The sequence below is a fragment of the Rhodomicrobium sp. genome, from assembly GCF_047605405.1.
Taxonomy (GTDB): Bacteria; Pseudomonadota; Alphaproteobacteria; order Rhizobiales; family Rhodomicrobiaceae; genus Rhodomicrobium; species Rhodomicrobium lacus.
In genome coordinates, this window is sequence record NZ_JASGFR010000003.1 from 69,211 (window position 1) to 85,148 (window position 15,938).

At 63.8% G+C, this 15,938-nt stretch carries 14 protein-coding genes; 8 read left to right on the forward strand and 6 right to left on the reverse strand.

Annotated elements, in window-relative coordinates; genetic code table 11:
* The first annotated feature begins 39 nt into the window (after positions 1-39).
* The 4 genes from QM659_RS02145 to QM659_RS02160 all read left to right on the forward strand — a co-directional run bounded on the left by QM659_RS02145 (position 40) and on the right by QM659_RS02160 (position 6,140).
* Positions 40-1,227, forward strand: coding sequence for an aminotransferase class I/II-fold pyridoxal phosphate-dependent enzyme (locus QM659_RS02145; protein WP_415187211.1), 1,188 nt, complete (start codon positions 40-42; stop codon positions 1,225-1,227).
* 96 nt (positions 1,228-1,323) lie between these two features.
* Positions 1,324-4,038 (forward strand): DNA translocase FtsK 4TM domain-containing protein, encoded by a 2,715-nt coding sequence (locus QM659_RS02150; RefSeq protein WP_415187212.1) that lies wholly within the window; start codon positions 1,324-1,326, stop codon positions 4,036-4,038.
* Positions 4,039-4,213: 175 nt separating this feature from the next.
* Positions 4,214-5,092, forward strand: coding sequence for a LolA family protein (locus tag QM659_RS02155; protein WP_415187213.1), 879 nt, complete (start codon positions 4,214-4,216; stop codon positions 5,090-5,092).
* A 241-nt stretch (positions 5,093-5,333) separates the two neighbouring features.
* Positions 5,334-6,140 (forward strand): exodeoxyribonuclease III, encoded by an 807-nt coding sequence (locus tag QM659_RS02160; protein ID WP_415187257.1) that lies wholly within the window; start codon positions 5,334-5,336, stop codon positions 6,138-6,140.
* Positions 6,141-6,173: 33 nt separating this feature from the next.
* Here QM659_RS02160 and QM659_RS02165 read toward each other — a convergent pair whose 3' ends face one another.
* The 5 genes from QM659_RS02165 to ftsE form a co-directional block, all read right to left on the reverse strand.
* Positions 6,174-7,379, reverse strand: a complete 1,206-nt coding sequence (locus QM659_RS02165) for a trans-sulfuration enzyme family protein (protein ID WP_415187214.1) — start codon at positions 7,377-7,379, stop codon at positions 6,174-6,176.
* A 198-nt stretch (positions 7,380-7,577) separates the two neighbouring features.
* Positions 7,578-8,399, reverse strand: a complete 822-nt coding sequence (locus QM659_RS02170; protein ID WP_415187215.1) for a lysophospholipid acyltransferase family protein — start codon at positions 8,397-8,399, stop codon at positions 7,578-7,580.
* Positions 8,383-9,078: a YdcF family protein gene (locus QM659_RS02175; RefSeq protein WP_164729944.1), complete on the reverse strand. Its 696-nt coding sequence runs from the start codon at positions 9,076-9,078 to the stop codon at positions 8,383-8,385. The genes QM659_RS02170 and QM659_RS02175 overlap by 17 nt, the downstream gene beginning before the upstream one ends.
* Before the next feature lie 71 nt (positions 9,079-9,149).
* Positions 9,150-10,127 carry a cell division protein FtsX gene (locus tag QM659_RS02180; RefSeq protein ID WP_415187216.1) on the reverse strand — a complete coding sequence of 326 codons (978 nt, stop codon included), beginning with the start codon at positions 10,125-10,127 and terminating at the stop codon, positions 9,150-9,152.
* Between the two features lie 26 nt (positions 10,128-10,153).
* Positions 10,154-10,831 carry a cell division ATP-binding protein FtsE gene (gene ftsE, locus QM659_RS02185; protein WP_037233931.1) on the reverse strand — a complete coding sequence of 226 codons (678 nt, stop codon included), beginning with the start codon at positions 10,829-10,831 and terminating at the stop codon, positions 10,154-10,156.
* 118 nt (positions 10,832-10,949) lie between these two features.
* Here ftsE and QM659_RS02190 point away from each other — a divergent pair, with 118 nt between their 5' ends.
* Together QM659_RS02190 and zapE are read left to right on the forward strand one after the other, a co-directional pair.
* On the forward strand, positions 10,950-12,833 hold the full coding sequence (locus QM659_RS02190; RefSeq protein WP_415187217.1) for a zinc-ribbon domain-containing protein: 1,884 nt from the start codon (positions 10,950-10,952) through the stop codon (positions 12,831-12,833).
* 6 nt (positions 12,834-12,839) lie between these two features.
* Positions 12,840-13,964 (forward strand): cell division protein ZapE, encoded by a 1,125-nt coding sequence (gene zapE / locus QM659_RS02195; RefSeq protein WP_303483811.1) that lies wholly within the window; start codon positions 12,840-12,842, stop codon positions 13,962-13,964.
* Between the two features lie 18 nt (positions 13,965-13,982).
* Here zapE and QM659_RS02200 read toward each other — a convergent pair whose 3' ends face one another.
* A complete protein-coding gene (locus QM659_RS02200; protein WP_415187218.1) occupies positions 13,983-14,105 on the reverse strand; it encodes a thiosulfate oxidation carrier complex protein SoxZ in 123 nt (40 codons plus the stop codon).
* A 235-nt stretch (positions 14,106-14,340) separates the two neighbouring features.
* On the opposite strand from QM659_RS02200, the gene efp reads away from it, so the two are divergent.
* Both efp and QM659_RS02210 read left to right on the forward strand, forming a co-directional pair.
* Positions 14,341-14,904 carry an elongation factor P gene (gene efp, locus QM659_RS02205; protein ID WP_127077218.1) on the forward strand — a complete coding sequence of 188 codons (564 nt, stop codon included), beginning with the start codon at positions 14,341-14,343 and terminating at the stop codon, positions 14,902-14,904.
* Between the two features lie 171 nt (positions 14,905-15,075).
* Positions 15,076-15,870 (forward strand): inositol monophosphatase family protein, encoded by a 795-nt coding sequence (locus tag QM659_RS02210; protein ID WP_127077219.1) that lies wholly within the window; start codon positions 15,076-15,078, stop codon positions 15,868-15,870.
* The last annotated feature ends 68 nt before the right edge of the window (positions 15,871-15,938 follow it).

The following is a 15,938-nucleotide window of genomic DNA, read 5'->3' on the forward strand; positions in this document are numbered from 1 at the left end:
TAGACTCCGCGCCCTCTGCTGAAGCAACCCGGTGCGCCCGTGTCCGAAACCTCGCTCTCCACGATCCAGTCGCCGTTCCCGCGCCTTCGCGACCTCATCGAAGGACTGAAGCCCGGCGGCTCTCCCATCGACATGACCATCGGCGAACCTCGCCACGGGGTGCCTTCGTTCGCGGCGGATGTCATAGCCGAACATTGGCGGAGCTTCTCAAAATATCCGCCGATCAACGGCATCCCGGAGCTGCGTCAGGCCATAGCGGCATGGCTCAAGCGCCGCTATGCGCTCGGGCCGGGCGTCGTCGATCCCGAAAGGCACGTCCTGCCCCTGTGCGGCACGCGCGAGGGTCTCGTTTCGGCCATGACACTGGCGGCAGCGAAGAAGAACGTGCGCGGCGCGGCCGTTCTCATGCCGAACCCGTTCTATCAGGCTTACTACGCGGGCGCGCTCACGGCGGGCTGTCATGCGGTGATGCTTCCTGCAACGGCTGCCGGCGGCTTTCTGCCGGACCTCGACGCGCTCGATCCCGCGCTTCTCGACCGCACGGCGGCCTTCTACATTGCCTCGCCCGCAAATCCACAGGGTGTCGTCGCCAGCCCCGCCTATTTCGAGCGGCTGATCGCTCTTGCCCGCCGCCACGATTTCTATGTTTTTTCTGACGAATGTTATTCGGAGATTTACCAGAACGAACCGCCGCCAAGCGCGCTGCAGTTGGCCGCGCGAACGGGCGATGTTAACCGGGTGCTCGTCTTCAATTCCCTGTCGAAACGCTCGAATGCGCCGGGGCTTCGCTCGGGATTCATCGCGGGCGACGCGGGCTTTCTGAAGGACTATCTGCAATATCGAAACGTCGCATCGCCGCAGGTGCCGATCCCCATTCAGCAAGCCTCCGTGGCGCTCTGGTCTGACGACGCGCATGCCGCCGAAAGCCGCGCGCTCTATCAGGCGAAGTTCGCCGCCGCGAGCGAAAGGCTCGGCGATCTTCCGAATTATTACGAGCCGGGAGGCGGCATGTTTCTTTGGCTCGATCTCTCGCATTTAGGCGGAGGTGTCGAGGCCGCGAAAACGATTTGGAAAGGATGCGGTGTCAAAGTGCTGCCTGGGGCCTTTCTGGCGCAACCGGACGAGCGCGGTTTCAATCCGGGGGACGATTACGTTCGGCTCGCGCTGGTGGACCCGCTCGACGTGACGCGCGACGCGGTGGACCGCCTCGCGTCGATGCTGTTGTGACATGGCCGCGTGTGACATTGGCCACGGGTGATATGGCCGCGCGTTCGGCCGTGGGTCCGGTAAGTCTGCGGTATTTTCGTGGGGTGGCGTGCGCGCATGGAGTCGACGCAAAGGTTTTTGCCGAAAGCGCTTGCGGCCGAGTTGCGGCGTCTGCCTTGGCGCGTGCTGGGCTTCTCTCTCGTCGCAATCGCGGCCGCGATCTGGCTCGCGCTGATAAGCTGGTCTTACGGCGACCCGAGCCCGAGCTACGCCACCACATCGCAGCCGCATAACTGGCTCGGCCATCGCGGCGCGAGCGTGGCGGACGCGATGATGCAGGCTTTCGGACTGGCATCCCCCTTTCTCGTGTTCCCGGTTTCGGTGTTCGGCTTTCGCATTTCGGGCGGCAATGTCCCCTCGCGGCCGCGTCTGCGCCTCGCCTACTGGGCGGGGGCGGCCTTGCTCGTGCCCGCGTTCTTCGCCATGTTTCCGACGCCGAAGAGCTGGGTGCTGGATACCGGCCTTGGCGGCATCGCGGGCGACTTCGCCGCCGCGCTTGCGGCTAAGGCGACGTCGGCGATAGCGCCCTGGCTCCTGTGGCCGCTGCTCGGTCTGATCCTTCTCCCCGCTGGCGGCTGGTGCCTGCTTCGCGCGTGCGGGCTGAATTCCAAGGTCCTCCCCGCGGCGTTCCAGATGGGCGGCGAAGCTCCTGCGCGGGGCAAGGGCAAGGCCAAAGGCAAGCCGAAGGCGGAAGAACCGCTTTTCGACAAGGCGGCGAACTGGGCGAAGCGTGTCTCCCAACAGGGCAGCGGCGCGCTCGCGGCCTTCGCGCATCCCGGCGACTACTGGCTCGCCCGTGTTCGCGAGGAGACGCCTTCCGCTCCGGCCTCATCGCCCGCGCCCGCGAAAGCGCCAAGGGGGGCCGCGCCGAAGGCCGTGGAGCCTTCGCCCTTTTCGGACTGGGGCAGCCGCCCCACGCCTTCGCTTGGCGCTTCCGACACCCGCCGTGTCGAAGCCGAGTCGGACGGCCTCTTCGAGGATGTGCGCATCGAGCCGTTTTTCGGCGCCCGCCGCGACCCGAATGCCTCCGCAGACGCCCCGGCGGCCAGCAAAAAGCCCGACGATGATGACGGCGAGCCCGTTTCGCCGATCCGGCGCCTGACGGGCAAGGCCATGGAAACGGCGATGAACGGCGCGCACAAGATCATCGAGACGAGCGCGGCAGCCGCCGCTGCCGTCAAGCGCCAGAAGCCGCTCATTTACGTGAAGCCCGCCAACGACGAGCCGGCTCTTCGCACTGATGACGACGTGCTCGAACACTTCACCTCCGCACTGCCGCCGCTCTCGCTGCTGGCGCCTCCGCCCGTGGCCTCGGAGCGGCCCGGCGCGCACGATCCCGTGCTGATGCAACGCGCATCCGCGCTGATGGGCGTGCTGGGAGACTTCGGCGTGAAGGGGAAGATGTCGGGCATCTATCCGGGCCCGGTCATCACGCTGTTCGAGCTTGAGCCCGCGCGCGGCACGAAGTCCTCGCGGGTGGTGGGCCTCGCGGACGATATCGCGCGGTCAATGAGCGCCGTCTCGGCGCGCGTCGCCGTCGTGCCCGGCCGCGACGCCATCGGCATCGAGCTGCCCAACCCGAAGCGCGAAATGGTTTCTCTTCGCGGCATCCTCGAATCGAACGCGTTTCAGGACGGGCAGGCCGCGCTGCCGCTCGCGCTCGGCAAGTCCATCGGCGGCGAGCCGATCGTGGTGGATCTCGCCCGCATGCCGCACCTTCTCATCGCGGGCACGACGGGGTCCGGCAAGTCGGTCGGCATCAACACGATGATCCTGTCGCTGCTCTATCGCCTGCCGCCGAGCCAGTGCAACTTCATCATGATCGACCCGAAGATGCTGGAGTTGTCCGTGTACGACGGCATCCCGCACCTGCTCGCGCCCGTCGTCACCGACCCGAAAAAGGCGGTGGCCGCGTTGAAGTGGACCGTCAAGGAGATGAACACGCGCTACGAGAAGATGTCGAAGCTCGGCGTGCGCAACATTACGAGCTACAATTCCAAGGTCGCGGCGGCGCAGCTTCGCGGGCAGCCGTTGAAGCGCGTCATTCAGACTGGGTTCGATCCCGATACCGACGAGCCGATCGAGGAGGAGGAAATCTTCGATCCGGTGCCGATGACCTACATCGTGGTGGTCATCGACGAGATGGCCGACCTGATGATGGTGGCGGGCAAGGACATCGAATTCGCCGTGCAGCGCCTGTCGCAGATGGCGCGCGCGGCGGGTATCCATCTCATCATGGCGACGCAGCGCCCGAGCGTCGACGTGGTGACGGGCACGATCAAGGCGAACTTCCCGAGCCGCATCAGCTTCCAGGTGACGTCGAAGATCGACAGCCGCACCATCATCGGCGAGCAGGGAGCGGAACAGCTTCTCGGCGCGGGCGACATGCTCTACATGGCGGCGGGCGGCCGCATCATCCGCGCGCACGGGCCGTTCGTGTCGGACGAGGAAGTCGAGCACGTCGCGGCGCATCTCAAGGCGCAGGGCTTCCCGAACTACCGCGACGATATCCTCGAAGACCCGGACGCCGAAGACGAGGCGCCGCGCAAGGGTGGCGGCGGCGGAGACAGCGGCGATCTTTATGCATCCGCCGTCGACATCGTGCTGAAGGACCGGAAGCCAACGACAAGCTATCTCCAGCGCCGCCTCGGCATCGGCTACAATCGTGCGGCGTCGCTCATCGAGCGCATGGAGCAGGAAGGCATCGTCGGCGCTCCGGGCCGCACCGGGCGACGGGAAATCCTGATCGAGGAGCGCCACAGGGCGAGTTAGCAGAGATCGTGCTCGCCCTGACGGCGGGGAGAGTGGCGCCGCGCTTCACTTTTGCACTGGCGTGGCTTTCTCGGCGACGATTCTGGGTCGGCCGCGCCCTCTCGCCGCGAATTTGACGCTTTCTTGCAAATTCATAACCGCAAAATTCCAAGGTTTTCATAGGGGCCACCGGAGCATGAGCAAGCGCGTCTTTTCGAGCTTAAGGGGATCAGGGGCGCGGGTCGCGCTTGGCGCGCTGCTGGCGACCGGCACCGTGACCGCGGTTTTCGCGCAGGGCGGTCAGACGGAAGTCCACAAAACGTATCCCGCTCCTTCCGCCACGCCCGCTCCGGTTGCTCCAGCGCCAAAGCAGCCGCTCCCGGTTCCGACCGAAGCCCCGGCTCCCGCTGCCAAGCCGACAAGCCCCATCGGCGGAACGGCATCCACAGCGGCACCGGGCTGGCAGACTGACCTCGACCTCGCGCAGCAGCAGCCGCAGGCGATCCCCGAAACGGCTGCGGCGCCCATCCAGGAAAGCGACCTCGAAGTCGTCGCCAAGATTAACGATTATTTCAACAAGCTGACATTTCTGCAGGGCGTGTTCGTGCAGACAGATCCCGACACCAAGCAGAAGCGTGGCAAGTTCTACCTCGCGCGCGGCGGCAAGGTGCGGTTCGACTATGGCGCGCCGAGCAAGCTCAAGATCATCGCCGACGGCAAGTATCTGGCGATCGAGGATCACGACCTCAACACCTCGGACCGCTATCCTCTGGAGATAACGCCCTTCCGCCTCCTGCTCTCGGAGCACGTCGATCTCATCAACGACGCCAATATTCTCGGTGTCGAACAGGGCCCGGACACAATCGTTCTCACCGTCGAGGACAAGAAAGGCGATGGCTCGGGCCGCATCCGTCTCATGTTCTCGAAGCCGGACATGATGCTGAAGGAATGGATCATCACCGATGCGCAGGGCTTGAACACCAAGATCGAGGTCGCCAATCTCGAGGAAAACAAAGAGCCCGCGCCCGATATTTTCCAGTTTTCCCAGACGATTGGCTTCAAGTCCTCGAATTGACAAGCTAGCGCTGCGACAGATTCGTCACTGTCAAGGTGCGAATTGCCGATTTTTCATTTGCAATCGGTGGGGGGCGTGCTATCTTACCTTTCATAGAGAGATTGATGCCAGTCACCATCGGTAGTGCCCCCCCGTCTAGCCGAAGGCATTAATCTCTCAGCGTCGGCTTCCCTCCCGACGCATGCGTGAAAACGCAAAAGCGCCCAACCTTCGCCGGAGTTGGGCGCTTTTTTTTGTGCCCATGACACTCCGCATCAGCACCTGGAATATCAATTCCGTCCGCCTCCGCTTCGATCTCGTCGCCCGCTTCGTGCGCGAGACGCGGCCCGATATCCTCTGCCTTCAGGAAATCAAATGCCGCGACGAGCTTTTCCCGGCCGACGGCTTCCGCGAGCTTGGCTTCCAGCACATCGCGATCTGCGGGCAGGCGGGCTATCATGGCGTGGCGACGCTGTCGAAGCTGCCGCTCGAACCGCTGCCGCGTCAGAGTTTCTGCGGCACGGAAGAAGCGCGCCATCTCGGCGTCAAGGTCGCGCTGCCGGGCGGCGGCACGCTCGCGGTGCATAACATATACGTGCCCGCTGGCGGCGACATCCCGGACCCGGAGCTGAACCCGAAATTCAGGCAGAAGCTCGCCTATCTGGCAGCGCTGGCGAAGTGGGAGCGCGGCTGGGCGGACGATGCGAATGCCGTGCTCGTCGGCGACTTCAACGTCGCGCCGCTCGAAACCGACGTCTGGTCGCACAAGCAGCTTCTGAAGGTGGTGAGCCACACGCCCGTCGAGGTGGAGGCGCTGGAGAAGGTCCGCGAGGATGGCCGTTGGGTCGATCTCGTCCGCCGCGTCATCCCGCCCGAGCAGAAGGTCTACAGCTGGTGGAGCTATCGCGCGCGGGACTGGGCGGCAGCGGATCGCGGGCGGCGGCTCGATCACATCTGGGGCAGTGCCGCGATGGCCGGGCGGACGCGCGGCGTCAGCGTGCTGAAGGAGGCGCGCGGCTGGCCGGGCCCGTCCGACCACGTGCCGGTCACACTTGCGTTTGAAGGTTAGCCGCACGACCTTCGCGAGCGGCTCACTCTGCCGTCAGCCGAGCACGCGAGCGAGGTCGGCAATCAGATCGTCCGCGTCTTCCAACCCGACCGACAGGCGGAACACACCCTCCCCCGCCGCAGCGCGATAATCGGCTTCGGCCTGCCCTTCCAACCGGAAGGCGGAGCGCAACAGGTCGTCGGTCGGGATGTAGAACAGGAGGCTCACCGTCTTCCCGAGCGACACGGCGTAGGAAATCACCTGAAGCTCGCGCGCGAACCGCGAGGCGAGCGCCTTGCCGTCGCCCTTCACCGTGAACGAGAGAAGCCCCGAGAAGTTCTTCATCTGCTTGCGCGCGATTTCCGCCTGCGGATGGCTTTCGAGACCGGGCCAGAGCACGCCTGCAACGGCGGGGTGACCTTCGAGATAGCGGGCGACGGCGCGCGCGTTCTCCTCGTGGATGCGCATGCGCGCAGGCAGGGTTTCGATGCCGCGCAGGATCAGCCACGCCGCGAAAGGCGAAAGCACCGCGCCGAAATGGATCAGCGGACCGGCGCGCAAGGCGGTGGCCTTTTCCGCGTCGCGAACGGTGATCGAGCCGCCGAGCGCGTCGCCGTGCCCGACAAGATATTTCGTGAGCGAGTGCACGACGTAATCGGCGCCGAGCGACAGCGGCTGCGTGGCGACGGGCGTTGCGATGGTCGAGTCGACGGAAAATTCCGCGCCCGCCTCGTGTGCGATCTCCGCGACGGCGGCGATGTCGCTTACGCGCAGGATCGGGTTTGCGGGCGTCTCGATATGCACGAGCCGCGTCTTTCCGGGCCGGATCGCGGCGGCGACGGCCTCGGTCTTCGAGGTGTCCACACGCGTCACCTCGATGCCGTAGCCGGGCAGGATGTCCTGCACGAGTTCGGCGGCGCCCGCATAGCACACGTTCGACAGCAGGAGATGGTCGCCTGCCTTCAGGCGCGAGAGGAAGAGCGCCGAAATCGCCGCCATGCCGCTGCCGAAAACGATGGAGCCCGATCCGCCTTCAAGGGCGGTGAGGCGGTCTTCGAGGAGCGTCAGCGTGGGGTTGCCCCAGCGGGTGTAAAAGGGCGGCGGAGAGCCGTTCAATTCGTTCGCGGAAAAGCCGACGCCTTCCGCGTCGGCGTAGAAGCTCGATCCGGGCACGATGTCCGGTGTGACGGAAACGCCGGGCTCCCGTGCGGTGATGCCGCCGCGAAGAGCGAGCGTCGCCTGTTTCAGTCCCTCGGTCATGGTAAGTACAAGCCGCGCTGGTGAGTTTTCCCAATGCGCCACTTTAGGTCAAAACCATTGAAATCGCTATGCTTTTAACGAATTTTTGCGACGCATGAGATTTGGGAGAAGCCGTTTTGCGGATCGGGCGGATGGCGCCATGAATGCCCGCTCGATGATGGTCGCGAAGGAAAATGCTCCACTGTCAGCCGGCAGCGATCACTCGCGCACGGTGCGGCTTTCCTTGACGGCGAGCGGCGGGGCGTCAATCGCGGGCTCAAGGCCAAGCGCCTCAAGCTCGCGGCGCGCTTCGAGACGCAAACGCTCCGACGCCGTTTCGATCTCGGTCTCAAGCCGCTGCATGAACTCCTGCTTCGGCAGCCCCGGCGGGATCGGATCGAGAAATTCCACCACGATCGTGCCGGGATAGCGCAGGAAGGAATGGCGCGGCCAGAACATGCCGGAGTTGAGCGCCATAGGGCACACGGGCACTTTCAGATCCTGATAAAGAAAGATGATGCCGGGCTTGTAGTCTGGAGCGGCGCCCGGCTCGGCGCGCGTGCCCTCGGGAAAAATCACGATCTCGCGGCCCTCGGCGGCTCGGCTCCGCGCTTCGCGCACCATCTGGCGCAACGCAGCCGGGCCAAGCTCTCGCTGGATCGGTATGAGTTCGAATTTCCGGCAGAAGCGCCCATAAAGCGGGATCGACAGCAGTTCCGCCTTCATTACGAGCGCCGGATCGCGCATGAGCGAAAGCGGCGCGAAGGTGTCCCATGTGGCCTGATGCTTGGCTGCTACGATACACGGCCCCGGAAGAAGCTTCTCTCGTCCGCGAACCTCCATTTTCGTGCCGCAGATCACCCGGAGCAGACCCTGTGTCACATCGCCGTGGAGTTTCAGCGCCGCCATCGCCCACCGGCGGGGCACGACCGGCAGAAGCAGCCAGCTTCCAAGGATCAGGAAGACCGCCCAGGTGAGGTAGAGGATTGGAACGAAGAGCGCGGATCGAAAGAAGAGGAGGGCTTTAGCTGGCGCGCGCATTGATCAACTGTGGCTCGTGTTCGTTCCTGGCGGAGGCGTTGGAGATGGAGTTCGCGCCGTAGCGCGCCATCGCCGTGATATACTTCATGTACTCCTTCCAGAGAACCCACGCAGTGCGCGAATCGCGCCACCAGCGTTCGTCGAGGCGCGGCGCCCTGACCGGGTAAGGGACAAGCTCGACGTCCCGCATCGCCTGATGAAGTTCAATCAACGCGCGCGGCATGTGGTAGGTGGATGTGACGACGATAATTGACCGGTATCCGCGTTTTCGCACCCAGTTCGTGGTCTCGGCCGCGTTGGCTTCGGTGTTGTGGGCATTGTCGATGTCGACGCAGCAGGAAAACAGCGACCAGCTTCGCGACCCGCGAGACGTGGTAAGGCTCATGATCTGAGGCGCGCGTGTCGTCTTGTGTACGCCCGAAATAAGCAGTCGGCGTGCCTTGCCCTCGGACAGAAGGCGCACGGCGGCGGCGATGCGCTCCTCGTCACCCGTGAGCGCGACGATGGCGTCGGCGTCCTTAAGCCTCGCCGACGGCATGATGCTGACCGAATAGGCGAAGATGAAAAAGCCGCACATGATCGCGAAGGAAAAAAGAGCGGTTATGCGCACCGCGCGCCGGAGGATCGCTCTGGGAGCGAGCAGATTACGCGGGCAAGTCTTGTCGCCGTCGGTGCTCATTGCTCGGCCAATATAACGCCGACCCACGGAATTGCCTATATTTTTCGGACCTTGGTCCTCTGCCATTAACCCTAACTGTTCTGATGGTTGAGGATTCTGCGCACACCATAGCGCGAGGTGAGCTTGCAGATGAGCGCGACAGCCACAACCACGACCACCAGCACCGCGTATCCGCCGATGTCGAGCGTGCCCGCGCCGACGAGGCGGCGAATCTCGGCTGCCGATGTCGCGGACGTGCTGATCCCTTCTGTGATGTAAGGCAGGCAAAGGAACAGGAGGCCCGCGAGGCCCGCACCGAATATCCCCGCCTTCACGCCAACCTTGAGGAAATGTGTCTCGAATTGACGGGCGATAAATTTCTCTTCCGCGCCCACAAGGTTCAGCACGGACACGATCTCGCGGTTGGAAGCGAGGGCGCTCGTCGCGGCCGCCACGATCACCGCCGCTGTCGCCATCGCCATCAGGAACAGCATGCCGATGCCGCCGATTTCGAGGAGCCTCGTCAGGCGGCGTATCTCATTGCGCCAAAGCCCATGGTCGTCGAGAAGCGCTCCCGGAAACTTCGATTCGAGCACAGTCTTCAGCGTGGCTATGTCCGGCGGGCTCGACGTGTCGATCTGCACCGCGATGAGCTTCGGGATCGCGAAGCTCTTCAGCACCTCGGAACGGCCGATCCATGGCTCGACGAGCTTCAAGGACTGTTCCTGGGAGAACGGCGTGACGCGAGCGATGCCGTTCTGGTCCTTCAGGAACTGGACGATTTCGGCGGTTCGGGCGTCTCCCGAAGTGTCGGCGCGCGGCTGGATCTGAACGGTGATTTCGGCCGAGATGCGGTTCGTCCACACATTGGCGGCATTGAAGACCACGTAGACGCCGCAAGCCGTGATCGAGGCGAGGAAGCCCATGATCGCGATCACCAGCGCGAGCGAGCGCCCCGTGACCGATCCCGGCGGCACGATGGGGGCGTTCGGCCGGGCATATTTGGGCTGAGCCTGCTTGCGGGCCTTGTACGGCACCGGAAGCGCGGACGCGGGTTCAACGGTACTCATGATTCGACGTACTCATGGCCACATCGCTACTCGTGCATTTCCAACCGGCCGTTCTCAAGCTGCATGCGCGCCGCCGGGAACTGCGACATGAGCTGATAATCGTGGGTCGCGATGATGATCGACGTGCCGAGCCGGTTCAACTCGATGAACAGGCGAAGCAGGCGGCGCGCCATCTGAGGGTCGACGTTGCCGGTCGGCTCGTCGGCGAGGAGAAGTTCAGGCTTCGCGATCACCGCCCGCGCGATGGCCGCGCGCTGCTTCTCACCGCCCGATAAAACCGCCGGAAAGGCATGCATGCGGTCGCCGAGGCCCACCCAGCGCAAAAGCTCTGTCACATCGTCCTGATAGTCGCTCTGCTTGCGGCCCATCACGCGAAGCGGGAGCGCCACATTCTCCCACGTGGTCAGATGGTCCAGCAGGCGGAAGTCCTGAAAGACGATGCCGATGCGCCGCCTGAGATCCGCGCGCTGACTCGTCGTATTCTTGGCGATATTTCGTCCGAAAAGATAGACGAGGCCGCGCGTTGGCCTGAGCGACATGAACAGCATGCGCAGAAGCGTCGTCTTTCCCGCGCCGGACGCTCCGGTGAGGAAGTGAAACGAGCCGGGATGCAGGTGAAAATTTACGTCGCGCAGGACTTCCTGGCCAGCCCCGTAACGGAGACCGACATTCTCGAATCGAATAAGAGCATGACCGGTATTCACAACCTCAACCCTGCTGTTCGCTCCCGAGGCGATTTATGATAAGCCCGAGGCGATCTAGCAATGGATTTCGACAAAGCCGAGACGGCGGTAGCGGAAAACGAAGAACAGAGTTGATCCGATGATCATCGAATGCCCGGCATGCACGACGCGCTATGAAATCAAGGCCACGCTGCCGCCGGAAGGCCGCTCCGTCCGTTGTGCCAAATGCGGCACGGTCTGGCGTGCACTGCCCGACGTTGCTGAGGAGCCTCAGGACAGTCAGCCGCAGGAGATCGAAGCCGCAACGCGGCAGCACGCCTTCGAGGAAGAGTCCGCCGTGTCCGAGGTTGAACGTAAGAAGCGCGACCTTGCCGCGGAACTCCGGCGGCAATGGGGTGCCGACGCAACTCCGAAGGCCGAGAGCGACGACGCGGGGACGGATGCCCTTGACGTCGCATCCGCGGCGAGTCATGTCGCTGATGAGCCTGTGCATGCCGACGAGAATGCGCCCGGATCGCGTTTCGCCTCGTTCAGCGAAGAATGGCGCCGCGAGGACGCCGATTTTCACGCCGAAACCGCCCCTGCCGCCGGAGCGGAGACGAATGTCGGCGCCGCAGCCTCGCCGAAAGACGAGCAGATTGCACGGGAGCTTTCCATTGAAGAGCCCGTTGCGGAGCCGTTTGCCGGTGGCGAGGCCAGCAGCGAACAGTCCGCCCCGCGCGAAGACGGAAAGGTGAGCTGGTTCGGCAGCTTCCGCCGTCGCCGCAAGCAAAAGGAAACCGAAGCCTCCGCAGCGGGCGAAGAGGCCGCAGCTTCGCCCCAGATCGCCGAAACGATCCCGTTTCCTCGTCAGCAGCAAGGCGCGGAGGCAGCCGCTCCTGATGCTGGCCCCGATCTACGCACGCTGGAAGAGGCGCGCGAAGCGGTTCGTGGGGTGTTTTCGAGCCTCGGTGACGGTCGCCCGTCCCTTCCTGGCCATAGCTTCGCCTCGCCCATGACCGCGCCTGTCAGTGAGACGGGGCGCGACATCCCCCCGGCCGGAGCGCGCGCGCTTTTTCGGGGCGAGGCTGAAAGCCGTCACGATGAGGACGCGCCCGCAAGCCACGCTTCCGGTGAGCAGCGAGACGGCAAGTATGATCGCACGCTGTGGCGCGCTCCCGAAGACGAAAACGCAGAGGAGAATATCGGCGCTTCGACGGATGCCGGTCGCTCCGATTCCGCCGTCGACCCGCGTTGGCACCCGAGCCTGGAGCAAGCCGCGACGCCGGGCGATCCCGACGCCGCGCTGCGAAAAGCGATGCAGTCGCAATATTCGGATGCTTCCGAAGACAAGGAACTTGCCGACGAGTTGGAAAGCCATCTCCGCGCCGCGGCGGGACCACGTCAGGAAGGGCGTATCGAAGACGATCTTCAGGGCGATCTCGCGGCCATCTGGAAGCGCCCGCAGGTACGCGCGCCGGTCGTTCCGGCCGAGGATTCCTCGCCTCTGGCCGATGATGCCGAAGAGGCCGGTTTCGATCCCCGCCTTGCTCGCGAAATCGAGGCGACGCAGGAGTCGTCAGGCGTGCCACGCCGCGGCGTCGGCAGCCTTGCCGTTGCGGCGGGGTGGGGCCTCTTTTTGACCGTGGCTGCCGGGCTTGTGGTCGGCTTGCTGGCTTTTCGCGATATCGTCGCCTACTCGGCGCCGGGCCTTGCGCCGCTCTACAGCGCCTTGGGGATGCCCGTCACGGTGCAGCCGCTCACGTTCGATACCGTCACTTACAAATGGACGATTACGGACGGCAAGCCTACCCTTCTCGTCAGCGGAGCCATTTACAACACGTCGAAACGCAAGGTGAAAGTGCCCGATTTCACGATCACGATCAGGGATCGCGATCCGGCGCTCGACCGCGAATATTCCGCCGCGCTCCGAAGCGGAGCAACCAAGATCAGGTCGAGGCAGCGCGAAGATTTCGATATCGAACTGGTTTCGCCCAGCCCTACCCTGTCGTCCATCGAACTCGCGCTCAAGAAAGTCCGTTAGCCAATAATGACAGCCGGTCTCCTGGAACGTTACCGTCGCCTTCTGGCCGACGGCAAGATCTCGCCTGACCCCGCGCAGGCGCTCGCCGTCGAAAAACTGCAAATCCTAACAAACCGGCTCGCGCTTTATGTTGCGCCAGCGAAGACGGACTTCTTCTCCTTCTTCACGCGCAAGCGGGGCGAGGTGCCGAAAGGCCTCTACGTCTACGGCGCGGTCGGTCGCGGCAAGACGATGCTCATGGATCTGTTCTTTCAAGAGGCGCCGGTCGAGAAGAAGCGCCGGGCGCATTTCCATGAATTTATGGCCGATGTCCACGCCGCGCTGACCGTGGCGCGACGCGAGGCGAAAGACGACCCTATCGTGTCCGTGGCGAAGTCGATCGCGGCGGAGGCGCGGCTTCTGTGCCTCGACGAGCTGTTCGTGACCGACATCGCCGACGCCACCATCGTAAGTCGCCTGTTCGCCACGCTGTTCGATGCCGGAACGGTTGTCGTCTTCACCTCGAATGCGCACCCGACGCAGCTTTACAAGAACGGGCGCAACCGCGACCAGTTCGTGCCGTTCATCCATCTGATCGAAAACACGCTGGAAGTGCTGCAACTCGAGTCCGCGCAGGATTACCGCCTGCAGCACCTCACCCACGGTGCGCTCTATTTCTCGCCCGCCGATGCCTCCGCCAAGGCCGCGATGGATGAGCTTTGGAAGAAGCTCACCTTCGGCGAACCCTGCGCGCCGGAAGTCATCCCTGTGCTTGGCCGCGAACTTCACGTGCCCCGCGCATGCCTCGGCGCGGCGCGGTTCACCTTCGCGGAGCTGTTCGAACAGCCGACTGCCGCCGCCGACTATCTGGCGCTCGTCCGCCACTATCATACGATCTTCGTGGATGGAATCCCGGTTCTGACCCCTGCCGACCGCAACGCCGCGCGCCGTTTCATCACGTTCATCGACTCGCTCTACGACGCGCGCACGGGCTTCGTCGCTTCCGCGGATGCGCAGCCCGACGATCTCTACAAGGCGGGCGACGGCTCGGAGCTTTTCGAGCGCACGGCGTCGCGTCTTATCGAGATGCGCTCGCCCGAGTATTTCACGAAGGCGGCGGCGAGCCGGGAAGCGGATGCGCCGGAAGGATAGATGCCCGCCGGATCGCCGCTACGAAACGAGAATCGCGACGCTTTTCTCGGCGGTGGTTCCCGTGTCCTCGGTCCAGCGCAGCGCGAGCGTTCCGCTGGCCGGCGGCGTCAGAAAAAAGCGTAAGTAGGGGTTGGCCGCCACCGAGCCGTTGAACGCGCCATGCGCATCAGGCTGCCTGATCGTCCGATGGATGGCAGCGATCCCTGCAGGAAACCCGCGCGCGCGTGCCGAAACTATTCACGCAGGCGAGCCTTGCGGCCCGGCTGCCCGACGGCGCAACGACCGCCGTCTGCGGTGTTTCGTCCTCTTGCCCTTGACACAACCCCGGCGCATCCGCCACACGTTGCGCAACGAATTCTCACGCGCGAGCGCTTCCATGAAAATCAACGGCAACGAAATCCGTCCCGGCAACGTCATCGAGCACAACAACAGCCTTTGGGTTGCGGTGAAGACCCAGGCTGTGAAACCCGGCAAGGGTCCGGCCTACAATCAGGTCGAGCTCAAGAACCTCATCAACGGTTCAAAGCTCAACGAGCGCTTCCGCTCGTCAGAGACGGTGGAAAAGGTTCGCCTCGAACAGAAGGACTTCCAGTTCCTGTATGTTCAGGAAGACATGCTCGTTTTCATGGATACAGAATCCTATGAGCAGATCGAGCTGGCGAAGGATTTCGTGGGCGAGCGCTCGGCGTTCCTTCAGGACGGCATGAAGGTCATCGTGGAAATGCACGAAGGCCGCGCCATCGGCATCGAACTGCCCGATCAGGTGACGCTGACCATCGTGGAAGCCGACCCCGTTGTGAAGGGCCAGACGGCGGCCTCCTCCTACAAGCCCGCAGTGCTTGAAAACGGCGTGCGCATCATGGTCCCGCCCTTCATCGCGTCGGGCGAAAAGGTGGTCGTCGATACGAACGAGATCGCCTATATCCGCCGGGCGGAGTAGACTAAGCCGACAAGCGCCTTCGGGCAGATCAAGGACAATGCCGGGGCGGCCTCGGGCCGGGCTCCGGCATTGTCGCGAACACGCAACGCGGAAGTGCCATGCTTCCGCGAACGCACAGGTTTCAGAATTTTCGGGTGGCAAGTCCGCCGCCGACCTCGTGGAGTGCCCGCCATGCCCGCATCAGCGCTGATGACGATCATGATCAATGCCGCCCGGAAAGCGGGACGTAGCCTCGCGCGCGATTTCGGAGAGGTCGAACATCTTCAGGTCAGCGTGAAAGGTCCGGCGAATTTCGTCTCCGCCGCCGACCACCGCGCCGAAACGATCCTCTACGAAGAATTGTCGAAAGCCCGCCACGGCTACTGCTTCCTCATGGAAGAGCGCGGCCTCGTCGAGGGCCCGGACAAGTCTCACACCTGGATCATCGATCCTCTCGACGGCACGACCAATTTCCTCCACGGCATCCCGCTGTTCTCGATTTCCGTCGCGCTCGAACGCGAGGGCGAACTCGTGGCGGGCCTGATCTACAACCCGGCGACGGGCGATCTCTACACCGCCGAGAAGGGCAAGGGCGCATTCTATAACGACTCGCGCCGTCTGCGCGTGGCCGCGCGCGACAACCTCGATGCGGCGGTAATCGCCACGGGGATCGCCCATCGCGGCAAGCCGGGGCAGGAGCAGAATCTGCACGAGATTTACAATGTCATGGTGGATGCCGCCGGGATACGCCGCACGGGCGCGGCGTCGGTCGATCTCGCATGGGTGGCGCAAGGGCGGTTCGACGGCTACTGGGAGCGCAACATCCAGCCCTGGGACATGGCGGCGGGCATCGTGATCGTGCGCGAGGCGGGCGGGTTCGTCTCGGACGCCGATGGCGGCCGCAACATGCTGAAAAGCGGCACCGTCGTCTGCGGCAACGAGTCGATCCATGCAGCACTTTTGAAACGCATCGCCATTAAAGCTTAGCAAGGTTGCCTTTTTCAGGGTGAAGTTGTATTCCGCGATTTCTGCAAATGGTGTATAGGCCTCTCCAA